This window comes from Kocuria sp. LHG3120, assembly GCF_049897445.1.
GTDB classification, from domain to species: Bacteria; Actinomycetota; Actinomycetes; order Actinomycetales; family Micrococcaceae; genus Kocuria; species Kocuria rosea.
The window spans coordinates 45,661-64,175 of sequence record NZ_JAFCWG010000009.1 but is presented as its reverse complement, the minus strand read 5'-3'; the positions used below and the strand labels follow the sequence as shown (position 1 = coordinate 64,175).

Here is an 18,515-nt window from a genome sequence, read left to right as displayed (position 1 = left end):
ATCAGTTCTCCTCCGTGCGGGCCGGTCGTGGGACCACGACCATCGGGACCGGGACGTGCTTGAGCAGCCGTGCTGCGGTGGTGCCCAGGAAGGTCTGCCGCCCCTGGGCGAGGCGGGACGAGCCGATGAGCAGGAGGCCGCCGGGAGCCCAGTCGACGTCCTGCGCGGCCTTCTTGAGGGTCCGCCCGGAGGCGACCCGCACGGTCACGGGCCCGGTCCGGCGGGCCTCGGCCGCTGCGGCCTCCAGGTGCTCCTCGACGCGCCGGCGGGCCTGCTCGGTGGCGCCCGGGTCCGCGGCCTCGCCCTCGAGGAACGAGAGGAGCTCCAGCTCCAGGCCGGAGCGCTCGACCGCCTCGGCGGCCTCCCGGATGACCTGGTGCGCCCCGGGGCGGGTGCCCACGGCGGCGTAGACCCGGGTCAGCGGCTCGTCCCCGGGATACCGGCGCGGGGCGAGCGCCACGGGGACCGGCGAGCTGTGCAGCAGCGCGTTCACCACCGAGCCCAGGGTGAAGCGGCCGCCGCCCGTCCCGGCGCCGACCACGATCATCGCGGCCCCCAGCTCGGTGGCGGCCTCGACCAGGCCGGTGGGCACGGACCGCGCCTCCCGCACGTGGGTGCGGGCCGTGATCCCCTCGGGCACCAGGGCGGCGGCCTCGCGCAGCCACTGGTGGGCCTGCCGGCGGAGCACGGGCGAGATGTCCCCCACCGGCGGGTAGACCTGCTGGTACGGGTCGTCCGCGCGCAGCACGAGGACGATCTCGAGCTCGGCGCCCACGTCGCGCGCGAGCGCGACGCCCAGCCGCACGGCGTCCCGGCTGCGCCGGTCGCCGCTGTAGCCGACCACGTAGCGCGGCACCCCGGCGGTGGTCATCGCTCCGCGCCCGTCAGCGAGCCGGCGCCGAGGACCTCGGCCGCGGCGAGCCGGCCCTGCCGCAGGGCGCCGTCGACGTGCTGGTAGCCCTCGGCCGCGAGGTCGGAGCAGGCCCAGCGGATCGGGCCCACCGGGGTGCGCTGGTGGGCGCCGTAGCGGTGCAGGCCGCCGAGGTCGTAGCTGGCGGCGTAGGCGCCGCGGGTCCACTCCTCGGAGCCGAAGTCGGACTCGTAGTAGACCACCGGGTGCAGGGCCTCCTCCCCCAGGTAGTGGGAGAGGGACTCGAGGATCAGTCGGCGGCGCTCCTCGGCGGGCAGGCCGAAGAGCTCGTCGGCCCGCTCGTCCGAGACGAAGCCGACCAGGGTGCCGCGCGGGTCCCCGTGGTTGGTGTTGTCGTAGACCTCCTGGGAGAGCTCGTGGGCGCCGAAGCCGGTGCCGGAGAGGCCCTTGTCCCGCCAGAAGGGCGTCTCGTAGACGGCGTGCACCTTGATCACGAGGCCCAGCGACTGGTGCTGGTGCATCTGGTGCTGCAGCCGCGGCAGGGGCGGCTCGAAGGAGATCCGGGAGTAGAGGTTGGGCGGGACGGCCACGACCACGTCCTTCGCCCGCACTGTGAGCCGGTCGGACCACACGGTCACCGGGGTGCCCGGGACGTGCTCGGCGTAGGTCCCGTCCGCGCCGGCCCAGCGGATCGTGCGCACCGGGGTGTCAAGGAAGACGACGTCCTCGCCCAGCTCTGCCGCCATGGTCTCCGAGACGGACTGCATGCCGCCGACCACGCGCCGGTCGAGGATGAAGTCCTCGTCCACGAGGTTCGAGAAGGACCCGGCGGAGGCGGCCATGAGCACGGCCTGCAGCACGGAGAACGCGTGCGCGGGCTTGGTGAGCATCCCGCCGGCCACGAAGATCCCGATGTTGCTGCAGGCGGCCTCGTCGTCGGAGTGCTGCCGCAGCCAGTGGTGGAAGGAGATGGTGTCCAGCTCCCGGGCCGCCGGGTGCGCCCACGGCTCGGTGGCGCCGATCTCGGCCACGAGCCCGTCCAGGAGCGCGATGAGCTTCTCCATCTCGGCGATCGTGGACTCCCCCGCCGGGAACATCGAGCCGGTGTAGGTGTGGCGGGTCCCGTCCGGCGCCAGGTAGACGGACTCGCCCTCGCGGTAGCGCTGGTAGGTCTCCAGGCCGAGCTCGTCGACCAGCGCCAGCAGCTCGGTCTGGTCGGGGGAGATCCACTGCCCGCCGATCTCCAGGAACGCGCCGTCCACGGTCTTCGACCAGGTGCGCCCACCCACGCGGTCACGGGCCTCGAGGACCGCCACGGTCCGCCCGGCGGCCACGAGCGTGCGGGCGGCCATGAGCCCGGCGGGGCCGGCCCCCACGACGACGACGTCGCGCTCGATCGCGGTCTCGCTGCCCAGGGTGCGTTGATCGGTCACTGTGCTCTCCTTCACACTAAAATGAATTAGGTTCATTAAATGGGTTCCGGCCCGTGCTCGTCAAGAGCCGTCACCAAGTCGTTGCACCTAGACTCAGGAGGAAGCGCCACATGCCCCGACCGCAGGAGGATCTGCTCATGGCTCCCGCCGGCCCCGCCCCTCGGCGTCGCGGTCGCCCGCGCCATCCGGTGCTCTCCGAGGAGCGGATCACGAAGGCCGCGATCAAGATCGTGGCCACCCGGGGCTACCGGCACCTGACGATGACCGAGCTCGCGCGGGAGCTGAAGGTCTCCACCTCGGCCCTGTACAACCACACGCCGTCGAAGCGCGAGGTGCTGATCCGGGTCCAGGACGCGATCAACCAGGGCATCGACTGCTCCGCCTTCGGCACCGTCCCGTGGGACCGGGCCCTCGAGAGCTGGGCGCGGTCCTACCGGGACTGCTACGCCCAGCACACGGCCATGATCCCGATCATGGCCGTCCAGCCGGTCGCCGACTCCCCGCACACCCTGCAGATGTACGAGACCGTGGCCTCCGGGCTCGCGGACGCGGGCTGGGAGCGCGCCAGCATCGTGGACGTGATCGTCTCGATCGAGTCGCTCGTCTTCGGCGCCGCGTACGACGCGACGGCGCCCGCCGACATCTTCGACCCCGGGGAGCGCGCGGACCTCGCCCCGGTGTTCGCCGCCGCCGTGCAGGCACGGCCGGCGGACGCCACCGCCGCGGCGGACGCGGCCTTCGACGCGGCCCTCACCGCCATGCTGGAGGGCTTCCGGCTGCGCCTGGCGGCCGCCCGGGACCGGGCCGGCCGGCAGGACGGATCCGCCGGTCAGGACGGATCCGCCGGCCAGGACTGAGCCCCGGCCGCGCCGGCTCAGGCGTCCAGGGCGTGCATCACGTGCTTGACCTGGGTGTACTCCTCGACCGAGTAGAGCGAGAGGTCCTTGCCGTAGCCGGAGTCCTTGAACCCGCCGTGCGGCATCTCGGAGACCAGCATGACGTGGGTGTTGACCCAGACGCACCCGAACTCGAGCTCGCGGGAGACCCGCATGGCCGTGCCGTGGTCGGTGGTCCACACGCTCGAGGCGAGGGCGTAGTCGACGTCGTTGGCCAGCTCGAGCGCCTCATCCTCCGTGGCGAAGGGCTGCACGGTGAGGACGGGGCCGAAGGTCTCCTCCTGGACGAGGGCGTCGTCCTGGCGCACCCCGGACACCACGGTGGGCTCGAAGAAGTAGCCGGGGGAGCCCGGCACCGGCTTTCCGCCGGTGACCACGCTCGCGTGCTCGGGCAGCTCGGCGAGCTTGCGGCACACGTCCTCGAAGTGGCGGGCGTTGTTGAGCGGGCCGTAGAAGTTCTTGGACTCGTCCGGGTCGCCCGTCACGATGTCCCGGGCGGCCGCGGCGAGCAGGCGCACGAACTCGTCGTGGGCGCTGTCCTGGACCAGGACGCGCGTCACCGCGGTGCAGTCCTGGCCGGCGTTGAAGGTGCCGAACTCCACGAGCGCCTTGGCCGCGGCGGGCAGGTCGGCGTCCGCGAAGACGACCGCCGGCGCCTTGCCGCCGAGCTCCAGGTGCCCGCGCGTCAGGTTCTGCGCTGCGGCGAGGGCCACGGCACGGCCGGCACGGACGGACCCGGTGATCGAGACCATGGCCGGGGTCCGGTGCCCGGTCATGAGCGCGCCCGTGGAGCCGTCCCCGAGCAGCACGTTGACCACGCCGGCCGGGAAGATCCCGTCGATGAGCCGGGCCAGGACGAGGGTGGACCCGGGGGTGGTGTCCGAGGGCTTGAGGACCACCGTGTTGCCGGCGGCCAGCGCGGGGCCGAGCTTCCAGATCGCCATCAGCAGCGGGTAGTTCCACGGCGTCACCTGCGCCACGACGCCGACCGGCTCGCGCCGCACGTAGGAGGTGTGCCCGCCCAGGTACTCCGCCGCGGCCTTGCCCTCGAGGGTCCGGGCGGCGCCGGCGAAGAAGCGCAGGTTGTCGGCGCCGGCGGCGACCTCCTCGTCGGCGATCATCTGCCGCGGCTGGCCGGTGTTGCGGTGCTGGGCCTCGACGAGCTCGTCGCTGTGCGCCTCGAGCGCGTCCGCGAGCCGGAGCAGCAGGAGCTGCCGCTCGCTCGGCGTGGTGCGCTTCCAGCTCCGGAACGCCGCGCGGGCGGCGGCGAAGGCCCGGTCCACGTCCGTGGCGTCGGAGACCGGGGAGACGGTGACCGTGGTGCCGGTGGTGGGGTCGACCACGTCGATCCGGCCGGTGCCGTGGGCGTCGACGAAGGCGCCGTCGACGTAGTTCTGCAGGACGTCGCTCATGGTGGTTCCTCTCTGCGGGCGAGAACGCGGTGCCTGCCACTCTAAATGATCGGTGTTCATTTTAGTAGGGTCCGGTGTGACCGGGCCCACCGACGACGACGGACCCCCGCGCCCGAGGATGCTCGGTCGCGGGGGTCCGCCGCTGCGTGGAACTCCCGGGGATCAGGCCTTCTGCACGGTGATCGACCACTCGGCCGCACCGCGCTTGCTGAACTGCGTGACGGGGTAGCCGTTCTCGGCCGCCCAGCGCGGGATGGCCTCGGTGCCCTGGGTGCAGTCGAAGTTGATGACGAGCTCGTCGCCGGCGGGCATCTCGGCCATCGCGGCCTTCGCCTCGACCACGGGGAACGGGCAGACGAGACCGTCGGTCTCGAGGATGTGCTGTGCCATGGATGGTGCCTCCTGGGACTGGGGGTCGGTGGGTCAGACGCCGGCCGGGACGCGGCCCGGGGCGGCGGACGTCTTGCGGGGGGCGATGAAGAGCTTGGCGGCCGCGCCGGTGCCGAGGATCATGACGGCGAAGCTGACCCAGCCCTGCCACTCGAACGCGGCGGTGGCGACCAGGGCGTTGCCGATGGTGCAGCCCCCGGCCCACGCCGCGCCGACGCCCATGAGGGCGCCGCCGCCGATGGAGCGGACGATGGTCTGCGCGTCGGGGACGCGGAGCTTGAACTCGCCCGAGCCCTTGGCCGCGATGAACGAGCCGATCAGGATGCCCAGGACCAGGAACACGCCCCAGTCGACGAGCTCGACGTCGCCCGTGGTCAGGTAGCTCGCGATGTTCGCGGACGGGGTGGTGATGCCGAGACCCGACTCGCGGCCGGTGGCCCAGCTGGCGGGCCAGGCGATGATCGCGATGACGCCGATGACCACGGCGGTGGCGAACGGGTTCCAGGCCTTCTCGAACAGCAGGTGGTTCAGACCGGTCCGCTCCGGCGGGAGCGTGGCCATCTTCATCCGCGGCTTGGTGAGGTGGTGGCGGGCCCACAGGCCGGTGACGGCGACGAGGACCAGCACGAGCACCCACGGGGAGACGCCGAGGGTCTCGTGGATCGAGCCCTGGGTGCCGACCGTCACGCCGCGCATGGCCTCGGTGGTCCCGGCCAGCGGGCCGTACTTGGAGATGGTCGCGAACAGCGCATAGAAGATGAGCGCGAACCAGGAGCCGACGAGACCCTCGGAGGCGCGGTAGTAGGTGCCGGTGGCGCAGCCGCCGGCGAGGACGATGCCGAAGCCGAAGACGAAGCCGCCCACGATCGTGGCCAGCCACGGGAAGGCCGAGGCCTCGAGGGTGATGACGCCGAGGGCGTTCAGCACCCAGATGCCGACCGCCTGGACGGCGATGGCCACGAAGAAGGCGGACAGCCACCACGTGTTCTTCGCGATCCAGACGTCGCGGAACGCGCCGGTGACGCAGAAGCGGCCGCGCTGGAGGACGAACCCGAGGGCGGCGCCGATGAGAAGGCCTGAGATGAGCATCCCAGAACCTTATGATTTCCGGGGCAAGCACTCCAGGGTGTCGTCATGCGCCGTAGCATAGTGATGCAGCACTCACCACTGCGTGACGCCCGAAGACCGCGCCGGCCGGCGCGGACGGGCGGGCGTCCGGACGGAGCGCAGATGAGACGACCCCGGCCCGAGACCCCCGGCCCCGGCCAGGAGTCCGTGTGGGACTACCCGAGACCGCCCCGGACCGAGCCCACCCGGGAGCACGTGGAGGTGTGGCTGGGCGGTGCGCGCATCGCCTCCACCACGGCCGCGCTGCGGGTGCTCGAGACCAGCCACCCGCCCACCTACTACCTGCCCCGCGAGGCCTTCGCCGAGGGCGCCCTGGTCCCGTGCGAGGGGAGCTCGTGGTGCGAGTGGAAGGGCGCGGCGGCGTACTTCGACGTCCGGGGCGGGGCCCGCACCGCGCCGCGGGCGGCCTGGACCTACCCCTCCCCCGCGCCGGGCTTCGAGTCCCTGCGCGGGCACGTGGCGCTGATGCCCGGGATGATGGACCGGTGCCTCGTCGCCGGGGAGCAGGTGCTCCCGCAGGAGGGCGGTTTCTACGGGGGCTGGATCACCTCGCGGGTGGTCGGTCCGTTCAAGGGCGCTCCGGGGACCCGGGGCTGGTGAGCCCCGGTCGCTCACCGGTCGGTCCGGCCGCGCCCGCGGCGGACGCGTCGGCGGCCTCCTCGGCGGTCTCCTCGGCGGTCTCCTCGTAGGGGCGCAGCCGGACAAGGGCCAGGGCCGCGAGGGCGACGACGACCGCCACGCCGACGTAGAGCTGCGTGGGGGTCCAGCCGGTGTCCAGCAGCGCGCCGACCGCGATGGGGGCGAGGATCGCCCCGGCCCGGCCGACCCCGATGCCCCAGCCCACGCCGGTGGTCCGGATGCCGGGCTCGTAGGTCATGGGCGCCACGGTGTAGAGCCCGGCGATGCAGCCGTTGATGAGCATGCCGACCACCACGCCGGAGGAGAACGCCAGCAGGGGCACGGACGTGGTGGTGATGAACAGCACGAGGGTCACCGCGGAGAGCACCGTGAAGGCCATCAGGGTCAGCCGTTCGTCCCACCTGGTGGTCAGCGCGCCGTAGAGCAGGGACCCGAAAGTGCCGCCCATCGTGAGCATGAGCCCGCCGACGATGCCCTGCTGCTCGGTCATCCCGGTCTCCACGAGGAGCCGGGGCGTCCAGGAGTTGGCGAAGTAGAAGCCGAACATGATGACGAAGAAGGCCGCCCACAGCAGGAGGGTCGCGGTGCGGTAGCGGCCGCTGAGCAGCAGGCCCACGCTGCTCCGCCGCTCGCCGGCGCCCGCCGGGACGGGGCCGAGCTCGACCTCCCCCTCGAGGCGCAGGCGACGGGCGATGCGGTCGAGCTTCTGCACGGCGCCCGCGGGCCGCCGGGTGCGGAGGTAGTCCACGGACTCGGGCAGCACTGCCAGCACGAGCGCGATCGCCACGAGGGTGAGCAGGCCGCCGGTGAGGAACACGGAGCGCCAGCCGAAGGCGGGGATCAGCTGGGTCGCGCCCATGCCGCCGAGGGTGGCGCCCACGCCGTAGCCCGCGGTGAAGATGCTCACGGCCATGCCGCGGTGGCGGGCGCTGGCGTACTCACTGGTGATCACCGTGGCGGAGGCGAGGATGCCGCCCACGCCCAGGCCGGTGACGACGCGCCACAGCCCGAGCTCGAGCACGGACCCGGCCGTGGTGGACAGGAACAGGCCGAGGGCGTTGACGGCGAGCGCCAGCACGAGGATCCTCCGCCGGCCGTACCGGTCCGCGAAGGGCCCGAGGACGAGGGAGCCCACGGCCATGCCGATGAGCCCGGCGCTGAGCAGCCAGCCCAGCTGGGAGCCGGAGAGCCCGAACTCCTCGGTCACGGAGGTGGCCGTGAACGCCATGGCGAGCACGTCGTAGCCGTCGAGGGCGTTGAGGAACGTGGTCACCGCGATGATGAGCCACTGGTACGACGACATCCTGGATGCGTCGATCTGGTGTCGGATGTCCATGGGGAGCCTCTCAGGGGACGTCGATGGTGAGGACGGCGGCCGGGCGCTCGCCGGGATCGGCCGCCGGTGCGGCGGAGACCACCCGCGAGACGCAGCAGCACATGGACGTGCCGGTCTGCTTCTGCCGGTCCGAGTAGAACACGTCGCGGTGGTCGATCCGCCCGGCCAGGCCGAGGACCTTGACCTGGCAGAGCCCGCACTCGCCCTTGCGGCAGTCGGACATCATGTCGAGTCCCTCCCGCTCGAGGGCCTCGAGCAGGGACTCGTCGGGGCCGACGACGGTCTCGGCGCCCAGCCGGGGGACGCGGACCACGAACGGCTCGGCCTCGAACCAGCCGCTGTTGCCGAAGGTCTCGTAGCGCAGGCCGGTCGGGTCCAGCCCGCGCTCGGCCCAGGCGCGGCGCACCGCGTCCATGAGCCGGATGGGGCCGCACATGTAGAGCTCGGCGCCCGCAGGCACGCCGGCCACGAGGGCCGGGACGTCGAGCGAGCCGCCCTCGTCGTCGACGTGCGCCTCGAGCCGGTCCCCGTGCAGGGCGGCCAGGTCGTCGAGGTAGGCCATGGCGGGCCGGGAGCGGGCAACGTAGACGAGGCGGTAGTCCGCGCCGAGCCGGCGCAGCAGCGCCGCCATCCCGGCGATCGCGGTGATGCCGATGCCGCCGGCCAGCAGGACGTAGGACGGGGCCCCCACGCGCAGCGGGAAGTTCTGCAGCGGCTGGGTGATCTCGAGGACCTGCCCGGGCTCGAGACCGTGCATGAAGATCGAGCCGCCGCGGGAGGTGGGGGTGCGGAAGACGCTGACGGCGAGCTGCGCGCCGTCAGCGTCGGCGTCGACCACGGAGTAGGAGCGCACCTGCTGCTCGCCGTGGACGAGGACGCGGACGTCCACGTGCTCGCCCGGCCGCACCGGGCAGGGCCGGTCGGGACGCAGGACGACGCGCCGGATGCCGGCGGCGACGTCCTCGACGGCGACGACGGCGGCGCGCTGCCAGACCTCGTGCTGGGAATCGGCCACGACCCCTCCTCAGGCCCCGGCGGGAGCGGCCGGGGCGGCGGCGGGGCGGCCCTCGGCCTCGAGCGCGCGCTCGAGGAGCCGGCGCACCCACATCCCGCCCATGTCGATGTTGAGGTTGTAGAACTCGTGCTCGGGGTTGGCGTCGATGGCCGCCTGCTGGGCCTGCAGCATGGCCTCGTCCTCCCCGAACACCCCGTGCACGCCGTTGCGCAGCTGGGTGGTGATGAGCTGGCTCTCCAGGCGGTAGTTGCGCATGAAGGCCCAGAAGTAGTGGCAGGAGCGGTCCGTCTCCGGGGTGATCGTGTTCATCACGTAGCCGTTGACCCCGCGGGAGCGGTCCCCCTCGGGCGCCCCGGTGCCGGCCTCGGCGACGCCGACGTCGATGCAGATGGTGGAGGGAAAGGTGTAGTGGATGATCTGCCAGCGGTCCACCTTGCCCTCGAAGCCCGGGAACCGGTCCCGCATGTTCTTGAGCCAGAAGGGCGGGGGGTCGATGTTGCGCATCCAGCGGGTCACGGTCACGGAGCGCTCGTCGTGGGTGGTCTCGAACTCCGACTCGGACAGCTCCTCCTGGCCGATGCTGGAGGAGTGCACGAACTCCTCGTGCGTGAGGTCCATGAGGTTGTCGAGGACCAGCTGGTAGTTGCAGGGGGCGTGGATGGTCTCGCCGTCGCCGGCCCACTCGGGGCTGTCCATCTGGTGCATGTCGGGCAGCAGGGCGGGGTCCGCCCGCGTGGGGTCGCCCAGCCACACCCACACGTAGCGGTGGCGCTCGAGCACCGGGTAGGACGGCACGGTGGCGGAGGGGTTCAGCGTCTCCTGGGCGGGCATCGAGGTGCACCGCCCCGCGGCGTTGTAGCGCAGCCCGTGGTACGGGCACTGGATCTCGTCGCGGCCCACGAGCCGGCCCTGGGAGAGCGGGGCGAGCCGGTGCCAGCAGGCGTCCGCCAGGGCCACGGGACGGCCGTCCTCGGTGCGGTACAGGGCCAGCGGGCGTCCCGCCACGGTGCGGGAGAGGATGCCCTTGGCGGTGATCTCGTGGTCCCACCCGGCCACGTACCAGGCGTCGAGCGGGTGGGACAGGAGCTTGGCGGTGGAGGTGGTCCTCGTGGCGGCGACGGTCATGGTGCGGTCCTCTGCTGGGCGGTCCGGGGCGAGCACGATCCACTCACTATCTCGATAGATAGTCGTGGCGCAGGACACACAATATCTATGTCCATAGTGAGTGACAAGGGTCACGGGGCCGGCTCCCGGCTAGGCTCAGCAGGACGACCCCTGCTGCGACGGAAGGAACCGCCCGTGAGCCTCCGCTCGGCCCTGTTGGCACTGCTCTCCTCGGGGCCGCTGACCGGCTACGACGTGGTCAAGCAGTTCAGCTCCTCCGTGGGCCACGTGTGGCACGCCCCCGACTCGCAGATCTACCCGGAGCTGCGCAAGATGCACGCGGAGGGGCTGCTCACGAGCCGGCCCGTCCCCTGGGGATCGCGCGGGGCCACCAAGACGGAGTACTCGATCACGCCCGAGGGCGAGCGCGCCCTGCGGCAGTGGCAGGACCAGCCGCTCGGCTACGTCCGGGAGCGGGATCCCGCCCACCTGCGGGCCGCCTACTTCGAGTGGGCCTCCCCCGGCGCCGCGGCCGCGCAGCTGCACGCCCACATCGAGCACTACCGGGACCAGCGCGCGCAGGCCCTCCAGCAGATCAGGGCGCTCCAGGACCGCACGAGCCCCACGCTGGCGCGCCGGCTGGCGGCCAATCCCGAGGAGCAGTGGGAGCGGATCACCCGGTTCAAGGTCTTCGCCTACGAGGGCCAGGTGGCCCGCGCCGACCAGGAGATCGCCTGGGCCGAGCGCGGCCTGCGGCTGCTCGACGAGCTGGGCGAGCTGAACGGAACCGGGGCGCCCGGCGAGGCGGGCGGGTCCGGGGAGCCCGGCACCGCCTGAGGTCCGGGGCGCCCGGCACCGCCTGAGGTCCGGCGGGCCTCCGGGTCCCGGACCGCCCGGGCCACCCACCCGCGGCCCGCCCGCCCCCGGCCCGCCCGGGTCGCCGTGTGACGCACCCGCGCCGCGGCCGGCACCGTTGCGGGCCCGTTCCGGCCGGGCGCACCGGCCGGTGCGTAGGCTGGGCGGACCCCCCTGCCCCTCGGCCCCAGGACAGACCATGACCCGCTCGCCGCTGCCCCGCCCCCTCGTCCCGGCCCTGTGCGCCGCGCTCCTCCTGACCGGCTGCGCCCAGGGCGCCGGCAGCGGCTCGGCGGCGACACCGGCGGCGGACGCGTCGCCGTCGTCGGCCGCCCCCTCCCCGACCCCCGTGCCCGAGGAGCCCGCGGAGCTGATCGGCGGGGGCACCGAGGTGTTCCCCGACCGGCGGATGGTCGCCCTGTACGGCCGCCCCGGGACGCCGGCGCTGGGCGTGCTCGGGGAGCAGGGCCCCGAGGAGTCCGCCGTCCGGGCGAAGGAGCTCGCCGCCCAGTACGAGCCCTTCAGCGAGGTGCCGGTGGTGCCCGCGTTCGAGATCATCGCGACCACGGCCTCCGCGGGCCCCGGCGAGGACGGGGACTACTCCGAGGAGCTCCCGGTCGAGGAGCTGCGCCCGTACGTGGAGGCCGCGGCGGAGCAGGACGTCTACGTGGTGCTGGACCTCCAGCCCGGCCGGCAGGACTTCCTGAGCCAGGCGCAGCAGTACGAGGAGCTGCTCGAGCTCCCCAACGTGGGTCTGGCCCTGGACCCGGAGTGGCGGCTGGGACCGGACCAGGTGCACATGGTGCAGATCGGCTCGGTGGACGCCACGGAGATCAACGCGACCACGGCGTGGCTCGCCGACCTGACCCGGGACCACGACCTGCCGCAGAAGGTGGTGGTCCTGCACCAGTTCGCGGAGTCGATGATCACGGACCGCCACCTCGTGGACACCTCCCGCCCGGAGCTCGCGCTGCTCCTGCACGCCGACGGCCACGGCACCCCGGAGCTGAAGAAGGGGACGTGGGAGCGGCTGCAGCAGGGCCTGCCGGAGGGGATCCGGATGGCGTGGAAGAACTTCTACGACGAGGACACACCCACCTTCACGCCGGAGGAGACGTCCGCGATCGAGCCGCAGCCGTGGTTCGTCTCCTACCAGTGAGCCCTGCCGGCCGGGGATCCGCGCGCCTACGATGAGGACGGGCGGCCCGGCAGCCCGCCGGACCGGCGACCGAGGAGGACCCCATGAAGGCGCTCGTCTACCACGGACCGGGCCGCAAGGCCTGGGAGGAGGTCCCGGACCCGATCCTCCAGGACCCCGCCGACGTCATCGCGAAGGTCGACACGACCACCATCTGCGGCACCGACCTGCACATCCTCAAGGGCGACGTCCCCGCGGTCGTCGACGGCCGGGTCCTCGGCCACGAGGCGGTCGGCACGGTCACCGAGGTCGGGAACGCCGTGACCGGGCTGGAGCCCGGCGACCGGATCATCATCCCCGCGGTCACCAACTGCGGGAAGTGCTCCTACTGCAGGAACAACCAGCCCTCCCACTGCCAGACCCTGGGCGGCGTCGGATGGGTGTTCGGGCACCTCATCGACGGCACGCAGGCCGAGTACGTGCGCGTGCCGTTCGCGGAGACCTCCGTGCACAAGGTCCCGGAGGGCCTCGACGACGAGGACGTCCTGTTCCTGACCGACGCCCTGCCCACGGGCTTCGAGATCGGCATCCTCAACGGCAACACGAAGCCCGGCGACACGGTCGCGATCGTGGGCGCGGGGCCCGTGGGCCTGGGCGCGGTCATGACGGCGAACCTCTGCGGCGCCGGGCGCGTCATCACCGTGGACCTCGACGAGAACCGGATGGACAAGGCCCTCGAGCTCGGGGCCACGGACAAGGTCAACGCCGGGGACCCGGACGCCGTCGAGCGGATCAGGGCCCTGTCCCCGGACGGTCTCGGCGTGGACGTGGCGATCGAGGCCGTGGGCGTGCCCCAGACCTTCCGGACCTGCCTGGACGTGGTCCGGCCCTACGGCACGGTGGCCAACGCGGGCGTGCACGGCAAGCCGGTGGAGCTGCCCCTGGACCGGATGTGGATCTCCAACGTCCGCATCAACATGGGGCTCGTGGACTGCCGGACCGTGGGCAGCCTGCTCAACATGGTCCGGTCCGGCCGGCTGGACGCGAAGGCGATGGCCACCCACCGCTTCACCATGTCCCAGATGGAGGAGGCCTACGAGCTGTTCGGCAACGCCGCGCAGCACCGGGCGGTGAAGGTGGTCATCACGGCGGACTGAGCAGCCGGCCCGGCGCTTGCTAGCGTGTGGCCGTGCGGACCGACAGACTCCAGAGCCCCCGGCAGCGGAAGACCATCGACCGGCTGGCCCGGTGGCTCGTTCGCGCCCACGGCACCGAGCCGGGATGGGACGCGCTCGTGCTGGACGTCCTGAGCGTGGGCCGGGACCTGCGCCTGCAGGTGCGGGAGGTCCGTGGCGACCGCACGACCCGCCGGCCCGTGGACGCCGAGGGCCTGCGCAGCACCCCGCGCCGGCTGGCCCGGACCCTCCAGGAGGACTACGCCGACCTCGTGGACGGGTCGTGGCTGTCCGCCACCCTGATCGTCACCGTGGCCGGGCGGCGCTGGCAGCGTCCCGGCGTGGAGCTCGTGCTCAACTACGACGACGACCCCGCCCTCCCGGCGCACGCCCCGCACCCGGTCGCCGCGGAGGACTGGCGCCGGCACCTCGGGCGCTACCGGAGGATGGACCGCAGGATCCCGGCCTGGCTGCGCCAGCGCCTGACCGCGGCCGGCCTCGACGTCCCGGAGCGCTGAGCGGCCGCTGTTCGCCCTGGGGGGAATGACCCCTTCCGGGGCGCCCCGCCTGTTCCCTCAGCATGCTGAGGGGTCTACGCTGGTAGCACCTGTTCACCGACCGGAGGGAGAGCCCATGGGACTCGGAGACAAGATCAGCAACGCCGCGGAGAAGGCGGGCGGCACCGCTAAGGAAAAGGTCGGCGACGCCACCGACAACCGCGACCTCCAGGCCGAGGGCCAGGCGGACAAGCTGTCCGGCAGCGCCAAGCAGGCCGGCGAGAACGTCAAGGACGCGGGCAAGAACTTCAAGGACGGAATGTAGCAGCACGGTTCAGCCGTCGAACCACCCGGAGGGCCCCGGTGTCGCAGTCGACACCGGGGCCCTTCGCCGTGCTCCGCCTCCCCCGCCGCCGTGAGGGGTCGCGTTCCACCTCCCTCCACTGCGAGGGGTCGCGTCCTGCTGCCTGCCACCGCGAGGGGTCGCGTTCCGTCGGATTGCACTGCTCGTACCGGCAGATGCCGACCCGCCGGCACGAGGGGGTCGCGGATCGCGCCTCGTCACGCGACGGCGCACGGCCTCCCGGTTGCGATGGCACATGATGGGTAGCCTGGGGCCATGCCACAGACCTTCCCGGAGTCCCCGGAGTTCCCGCCCGGCTTCGAGGCGGAGCAGTGCGTCTGGGAGGCGCTGCGGGCGCAGCTCCCCGAGGACGCGGTGCTGATCTCGGGGCAGCGCATCACGGGGGACGAGGTCGAGGCGGAGCTGGACCTTCTCGTGCTGTGGCCGGGTGTGGGCAACGCGGTGATCGAGGTGAAGGGCGGGGAGGTCTCGGTCCGGAACGGGCAGTGGCACCAGTCCGGCCGGGGTGGGGCGCACCGGCTGAAGCGGTCGCCGCTGGAGCAGGCCCGGTCCGGGATGCACGCCCTCCTGGACTACCTGGCGCCGCGGCTGTCCCGTGGGGGCGGGCGGACCACGTTCTTCGCGGCCCTGCCCTACACGCGCCTGCCCGGGGACTGGGACGTCCCCGACGCCCCGCGGGACCGGTTGTTCGACCGCACCGACCTGGACGGCATCGCCGGACGGCTGAACCAGGTGCTGCGCCGCAGCACGCAGGCCTACCGCCCACCGGATGCGACCACCGTGGAGCTGATCGTCAAGAACCTGCGCCGCACCCACCTGTCCCTGTGCAACGTGCAGGACCTCGCCCGGGAGCTCGAGGACTCCGGCAACCAGCTCACCCGGGAGCAGGAGCGCACCCTGTCCCTGCTGCGGTGGCAGCACCGCGCGCAGATCACCGGAGGCGCCGGTTCCGGCAAGACCCACCTGGCCATGCTCAAGGCCCGCCGTTTGACCCGCGACGGGCATCGCACAGCGCTCGTGTGCTACTCCCGGGGGCTCGCGCGGTACTTCGAGCTGATGTCCCGGGCGTGGCCGGAGGAGGAGCGCCCGGCGTACATCGGGCTGTTCCACCGGCTGCCCGTCGAATGGGGCGCGGAGCCCGGCGAGGACGACGACCCCGACTACTGGGAGCACCGGCTCCCCCAGCGGCTGCGGGAGCTGGCCGCCGCCCGTCCGGACGGGGACCGGTTCGACGCGATCGTCGTGGACGAGGGACAGGACTTCGGGGAGCTGTGGTGGGAGGCGCTGGTCCAGTGCCTCGAGGACCCGGACCGGGGCGTGCTGTTCGTGTTCACCGACGAGCACCAGCGCATCTTCGACCGGGACGGGCACGCCCCCATCGACCTCAACCCGTTCCCGCTGGACGACAACCTGCGCAACACCGCCACCATCGCCCGGGCCTTCGCCCCGCTCGCCCGTGAGCCGCAGCGGTGCCGGAACGGGGAGGGCCCGGCGGTGCGGTTCGTCGACGTCGAACCGGCGGCGGTCCTGGAGCTTGCCGACGACGCCGTGGTCGCCCTCCAGGACGAGGGGTGGGACCCGGGCCGCATCGCTCTGCTGACCACCGGCAGGCGCCACCCGGTGCAGCGGGAGATCGTGGACACGGAGGGCTTCGGGGCCTACTGGGACGGGCACTTCGCGGAGGAGGACGTCTTCTACGGGCACGTCCTGGGCTTCAAGGGCCTCGAACGCTCGGCCGTGGTCCTGGCGGTCAACGGCTTCCAGGACATGGCCCGGGCCCAGCACATGGTCTACGTGGGCATGTCCCGCGCGAGGTCGCTGCTCGTCGTCGTCGGCCCCCGCGAGGTCGTGGAGGAGGCCGCCGGCCCGCACCTGATGGCCGCGCTCGACGCGGGCGAGGCATGGCGCCCGCCCGCGGGCTGACCCGCAGCCGCCCCTGCCGGAGGTCAGGTGAGGTCGCTGATCAGCCGCGCCAGGATGTCGTTCATCGCCAGCAGCCCGATGAGCTCGTTGCCCTGGACCACCACGAGGCGGTTGAGCCGGAAGCGGGTCATCAGGGCCGCGGCCTGGTTCACGGACAGGTCCTCGCCGACCGTGACCACCGGCTTGACGGCGGCGTCGTAGACGTTGAGGAGGTCCACGTCCCCCTCCTCCGCCACGATGGCCTGCAGCAGCTCGCTGTAGCTGAGCAGCCCGTAGCCGTCGTGCGGGTGCTGCGGCTCCACCACCAGGCTCTTGACCTGACGGGCGCTCATGGTCGACAGCGCCTCCCGCAGGGTGCTGTAGGGGGAGATGGTGATGACGTCGCGCACCATGACGTCCTTGACGGTCAGCACGGGGGTCCTCCTGGGGATCTCGGACGGGGCTCGATCGGGGCTCGGACGGGCGTCGGGTCAGGCGCCCTCGCGGCGCATGTGCTCCTCGAACCGGGCGACCTGCTGCATGTCGATGCCCGTGAGGTGGTCGATGGGGATGCTGAAGGCGATGCCGCGGGAGCCGCCGTCGTCGTCGACGAGCAGGTCGTGCATCACCTTGAGGATGGGCGTGGCCAGGTGCGTGCCCACGACCATCAGGAGCACGGTCTGGGCGCCTTCGAACATCAGGCCGAAGAAGGTCCGCTTGGTCTCGCCACCGATGCCCTTGCCCGGGAGGATGGTCACCCCCGTGGCCCCGGCGCGCTGGGCCTGCTCGATGACGGTGTCCTCGAGCTCGTCGGGGGCGATGACCACCACGGCGGTGAACTTCATGTCGGCTCCTTCTGCAGGCGGGGGACCCTCTCCAGGATCATGGCGTACCCGAGCACCGAGATGATCGGGAAGATGGACGCGAAGGCGATCAGGCCGAACCCGTCGATCAGCACGTCCCGGCCCTCGATCGCACCCGCGAGCCCGATGCCGAGGGCTGTCACGAGGGGCACGGTGACCTCCGAGGTGGTGACGCCCCCGAGGTCGAAGGCGAGGGCCACGATGTGCTTCGGCGCCAGCAGGACCAGGACGATGACCACGGCGTAGGCCGCCATGATCACGTAGTGCAGCGGTGCTCCCACGAGGATGCGGTACACGCCCAGGGTGATGCCGACCGCCACGCCGACGGCCACGACGAGCCGGATGGCGGAACCGCTGATCCGGCCCGGCGAGGCCGCCTCGGCCTGCTCGCCGATGGCCACCAGGGCCGGCTCGGCCATGGTCGTGGCGAAGCCGATGAGCAGCGCGAAGAGCAGGATGAGGGCGGGCGCCCCGCGCTCGATCAGCTGCTCCGCCATGATCGTCCCGATGGGGAAGAGCCCCAGCTTGAGCCCGACGACGAACGCGTACAGCCCCACGAGGACCATCACGAATCCCACGGCCACGCGCAGCGGGTGGGCCACGCCGCGCCGCAGCACCACGTACTGGAAGAACAGGACCACGAGCACCATGGGCAGCACGTCCCGGACCATCTCCGCGAGCCCCAGCACGTGCTCCAGGGCCCAGTGCACCGGGGCGCCCCCGGACGCGGCGGCGCCGACGGCCGCGGCGTCGCCGAACGTGTAGACCCAGATCCCGTACAGCTGCACCCCGATCATCGGCACCATGACGCACAGGGCCACGAGGCCGAAGCCGTCCGAGAGCGCGCTGCGGCCCCGGATCGAGTTGGCGAGACCGATCCCGATGGCGGCGATGAGGGGCACGGTGACGATGTTCGTGGTGACCCCGCCGGAGTCGTAGGCGAGGCCCACGATCTCGGGCGGGGCGACGTACGTGGCGACGAGGACGAGCACGTAGCCGGGCAGCAGCAGCCTCTGCACCGCCCAGCCCCGCAGGATGCGCAGGATGCCGAGGACGAGCACCGCGCCCACGGACACGGCGATGACGAGGCGCAGCACGAGGGCGCTGATCCGCCCCTCGCTGACGAGCTCGGCCTGCTCGGCCACGGCGATCAGCGCGGGCTCGGCGACCACGGCGGCGAAGCCGATGGCGAAGCCGAACGGGAGCAGCAGCCCCAGGGCGCCGCGGCGGGCGAACTGGTTGGCCAGGTTCTTGCCGACCGGGAACACGCTGAGGTCGAGGCCCTGCAGAAACAGGGCGATGCCGACGCCCACGACCAGCAGCCCGGCGACGAGCCGCAGGGGCTGCTCCGGGACCTCCCGGAACACGGCCAGCTGGAACACCACGACCACCACCACGATGGGCAGCAGACTCCGCAGGGCCTTCAGGAACTCCCGGGAGAAGTGCGTGAGGTGCTCCATGGGCGCTGCCGGACCTCCTCCGGGGGAGCCTCGGGCG

19 protein-coding genes are annotated in these 18,515 nt (G+C 72.5%); 8 read left to right on the top strand and 11 right to left on the bottom strand.

Going from position 1 to position 18,515, the window contains the following annotated elements:
- Window position 1 precedes the first annotated feature (1 nt).
- Together ACP7CD_RS16290 and ACP7CD_RS16285 are read right to left on the bottom strand one after the other, a co-directional pair.
- A complete protein-coding gene (locus tag ACP7CD_RS16290) occupies window positions 2–871 on the bottom strand; it encodes a universal stress protein (protein ID WP_109244272.1) in 870 nt (289 codons plus the stop codon).
- Window positions 868–2,304: a flavin monoamine oxidase family protein gene (locus ACP7CD_RS16285; protein ID WP_172604394.1), complete on the bottom strand. Its 1,437-nt coding sequence runs from the start codon at window positions 2,302–2,304 to the stop codon at window positions 868–870. Before ACP7CD_RS16285 ends, ACP7CD_RS16290 begins: the two co-directional genes overlap by 4 nt.
- Before the next feature lie 110 nt (window positions 2,305–2,414).
- On the opposite strand from ACP7CD_RS16285, the gene ACP7CD_RS16280 reads away from it, so the two are divergent.
- On the top strand, window positions 2,415–3,161 hold the full coding sequence (locus ACP7CD_RS16280) for a TetR/AcrR family transcriptional regulator (protein ID WP_232035244.1): 747 nt from the start codon (window positions 2,415–2,417) through the stop codon (window positions 3,159–3,161).
- Window positions 3,162–3,178: 17 nt separating this feature from the next.
- Here ACP7CD_RS16280 and ACP7CD_RS16275 read toward each other — a convergent pair whose 3' ends face one another.
- The 3 genes from ACP7CD_RS16275 to ACP7CD_RS16265 all read right to left on the bottom strand — a co-directional run bounded on the left by ACP7CD_RS16275 (window position 3,179) and on the right by ACP7CD_RS16265 (window position 6,091).
- Window positions 3,179–4,612 (bottom strand): aminobutyraldehyde dehydrogenase, encoded by a 1,434-nt coding sequence (locus ACP7CD_RS16275; protein ID WP_426120641.1) that lies wholly within the window; start codon window positions 4,610–4,612, stop codon window positions 3,179–3,181.
- Window positions 4,613–4,774: 162 nt separating this feature from the next.
- Window positions 4,775–5,002 carry a sulfurtransferase TusA family protein gene (locus tag ACP7CD_RS16270; RefSeq protein ID WP_017833997.1) on the bottom strand — a complete coding sequence of 76 codons (228 nt, stop codon included), beginning with the start codon at window positions 5,000–5,002 and terminating at the stop codon, window positions 4,775–4,777.
- Window positions 5,003–5,035: 33 nt separating this feature from the next.
- Entirely contained in the window at window positions 5,036–6,091 is a 1,056-nt protein-coding gene (locus tag ACP7CD_RS16265; protein ID WP_115163133.1) for a YeeE/YedE family protein, read from the bottom strand.
- 141 nt (window positions 6,092–6,232) lie between these two features.
- On the opposite strand from ACP7CD_RS16265, the gene ACP7CD_RS16260 reads away from it, so the two are divergent.
- Window positions 6,233–6,730 (top strand): DUF427 domain-containing protein, encoded by a 498-nt coding sequence (locus ACP7CD_RS16260; RefSeq protein ID WP_017833999.1) that lies wholly within the window; start codon window positions 6,233–6,235, stop codon window positions 6,728–6,730.
- Here the strand turns inward: ACP7CD_RS16260 and ACP7CD_RS16255 are convergent.
- Genes ACP7CD_RS16255 through ACP7CD_RS16245 form a run of 3 tightly spaced genes read right to left on the bottom strand, consistent with a single transcriptional unit; the run spans window position 6,699 to window position 10,245 of the window.
- On the bottom strand, window positions 6,699–8,105 hold the full coding sequence (locus ACP7CD_RS16255) for an MFS transporter (protein WP_109269213.1): 1,407 nt from the start codon (window positions 8,103–8,105) through the stop codon (window positions 6,699–6,701). The two genes, ACP7CD_RS16260 and ACP7CD_RS16255, sit on opposite strands and share 32 nt — an antisense overlap.
- Before the next feature lie 10 nt (window positions 8,106–8,115).
- The gene (locus ACP7CD_RS16250) at window positions 8,116–9,120 is read right to left on the bottom strand and encodes a PDR/VanB family oxidoreductase (RefSeq protein ID WP_426120640.1); all 1,005 of its coding nucleotides are present in this window, start codon (window positions 9,118–9,120) and stop codon (window positions 8,116–8,118) included.
- Window positions 9,121–9,129: 9 nt separating this feature from the next.
- On the bottom strand, window positions 9,130–10,245 hold the full coding sequence (locus ACP7CD_RS16245) for an aromatic ring-hydroxylating oxygenase subunit alpha (protein WP_017834002.1): 1,116 nt from the start codon (window positions 10,243–10,245) through the stop codon (window positions 9,130–9,132).
- Window positions 10,246–10,419: 174 nt separating this feature from the next.
- Here ACP7CD_RS16245 and ACP7CD_RS16240 point away from each other — a divergent pair, with 174 nt between their 5' ends.
- The 6 genes from ACP7CD_RS16240 to ACP7CD_RS16215 all read left to right on the top strand — a co-directional run bounded on the left by ACP7CD_RS16240 (window position 10,420) and on the right by ACP7CD_RS16215 (window position 16,176).
- Complete coding sequence (locus ACP7CD_RS16240; RefSeq protein ID WP_426120638.1) at window positions 10,420–11,061, top strand: PadR family transcriptional regulator; 642 nt, start codon at window positions 10,420–10,422, stop codon at window positions 11,059–11,061.
- Between the two features lie 217 nt (window positions 11,062–11,278).
- Window positions 11,279–12,238: a hypothetical protein gene (locus ACP7CD_RS16235; RefSeq protein ID WP_336649523.1), complete on the top strand. Its 960-nt coding sequence runs from the start codon at window positions 11,279–11,281 to the stop codon at window positions 12,236–12,238.
- Window positions 12,239–12,321: 83 nt separating this feature from the next.
- A complete protein-coding gene (locus tag ACP7CD_RS16230; RefSeq protein ID WP_336649522.1) occupies window positions 12,322–13,374 on the top strand; it encodes an alcohol dehydrogenase catalytic domain-containing protein in 1,053 nt (350 codons plus the stop codon).
- A gap of 32 nt (window positions 13,375–13,406) precedes the next feature.
- Entirely contained in the window at window positions 13,407–13,910 is a 504-nt protein-coding gene (locus ACP7CD_RS16225; protein ID WP_336649521.1) for a hypothetical protein, read from the top strand.
- Window positions 13,911–14,025: 115 nt separating this feature from the next.
- On the top strand, window positions 14,026–14,214 hold the full coding sequence (locus ACP7CD_RS16220) for a CsbD family protein (RefSeq protein ID WP_017834007.1): 189 nt from the start codon (window positions 14,026–14,028) through the stop codon (window positions 14,212–14,214).
- Window positions 14,215–14,508: 294 nt separating this feature from the next.
- Window positions 14,509–16,176 (top strand): NERD domain-containing protein, encoded by a 1,668-nt coding sequence (locus ACP7CD_RS16215; RefSeq protein WP_426120637.1) that lies wholly within the window; start codon window positions 14,509–14,511, stop codon window positions 16,174–16,176.
- A gap of 23 nt (window positions 16,177–16,199) precedes the next feature.
- Here the strand turns inward: ACP7CD_RS16215 and ACP7CD_RS16210 are convergent, their stop codons facing one another.
- From ACP7CD_RS16210 to ACP7CD_RS16200, 3 genes are read right to left on the bottom strand one after another with little or no spacing between them, the layout of a single operon-like run.
- A complete protein-coding gene (locus tag ACP7CD_RS16210; RefSeq protein WP_426120636.1) occupies window positions 16,200–16,589 on the bottom strand; it encodes a CBS domain-containing protein in 390 nt (129 codons plus the stop codon).
- Window positions 16,590–16,646: 57 nt separating this feature from the next.
- Entirely contained in the window at window positions 16,647–17,000 is a 354-nt protein-coding gene (locus tag ACP7CD_RS16205; protein ID WP_426120635.1) for a P-II family nitrogen regulator, read from the bottom strand.
- Window positions 16,997–18,478 carry a DUF1538 domain-containing protein gene (locus tag ACP7CD_RS16200; RefSeq protein ID WP_426120634.1) on the bottom strand — a complete coding sequence of 494 codons (1,482 nt, stop codon included), beginning with the start codon at window positions 18,476–18,478 and terminating at the stop codon, window positions 16,997–16,999. Before ACP7CD_RS16200 ends, ACP7CD_RS16205 begins: the two co-directional genes overlap by 4 nt.
- Window positions 18,479–18,515: the final 37 nt, after the last annotated feature.

Excerpts from the sequence above, each read along its gene's own strand:
- ACP7CD_RS16290 (WP_109244272.1), bottom strand. The coding sequence starts at position 871 with ATGACCACCGCCGGGGTGCCGCGCTACGTGGTCGGCTACAGCGGCGAC.
- ACP7CD_RS16280 (WP_232035244.1), top strand. The coding sequence starts at position 2,415 with ATGCCCCGACCGCAGGAGGATCTGCTCATGGCTCCCGCCGGCCCCGCC.
- ACP7CD_RS16275 (WP_426120641.1), bottom strand. The coding sequence starts at position 4,612 with ATGAGCGACGTCCTGCAGAACTACGTCGACGGCGCCTTCGTCGACGCC.
- ACP7CD_RS16270 (WP_017833997.1), bottom strand. The coding sequence starts at position 5,002 with ATGGCACAGCACATCCTCGAGACCGACGGTCTCGTCTGCCCGTTCCCC.
- ACP7CD_RS16265 (WP_115163133.1), bottom strand. The coding sequence starts at position 6,091 with ATGCTCATCTCAGGCCTTCTCATCGGCGCCGCCCTCGGGTTCGTCCTC.
- ACP7CD_RS16260 (WP_017833999.1), top strand. The coding sequence starts at position 6,233 with ATGAGACGACCCCGGCCCGAGACCCCCGGCCCCGGCCAGGAGTCCGTG.
- ACP7CD_RS16255 (WP_109269213.1), bottom strand. The coding sequence starts at position 8,105 with ATGGACATCCGACACCAGATCGACGCATCCAGGATGTCGTCGTACCAG.
- ACP7CD_RS16245 (WP_017834002.1), bottom strand. The coding sequence starts at position 10,245 with ATGACCGTCGCCGCCACGAGGACCACCTCCACCGCCAAGCTCCTGTCC.
- ACP7CD_RS16235 (WP_336649523.1), top strand. The coding sequence starts at position 11,279 with ATGACCCGCTCGCCGCTGCCCCGCCCCCTCGTCCCGGCCCTGTGCGCC.
- ACP7CD_RS16230 (WP_336649522.1), top strand. The coding sequence starts at position 12,322 with ATGAAGGCGCTCGTCTACCACGGACCGGGCCGCAAGGCCTGGGAGGAG.
- ACP7CD_RS16220 (WP_017834007.1), top strand. The coding sequence starts at position 14,026 with ATGGGACTCGGAGACAAGATCAGCAACGCCGCGGAGAAGGCGGGCGGC.
- ACP7CD_RS16215 (WP_426120637.1), top strand. The coding sequence starts at position 14,509 with ATGCCACAGACCTTCCCGGAGTCCCCGGAGTTCCCGCCCGGCTTCGAG.
- ACP7CD_RS16205 (WP_426120635.1), bottom strand. The coding sequence starts at position 17,000 with ATGAAGTTCACCGCCGTGGTGGTCATCGCCCCCGACGAGCTCGAGGAC.
- ACP7CD_RS16200 (WP_426120634.1), bottom strand. The coding sequence starts at position 18,478 with ATGGAGCACCTCACGCACTTCTCCCGGGAGTTCCTGAAGGCCCTGCGG.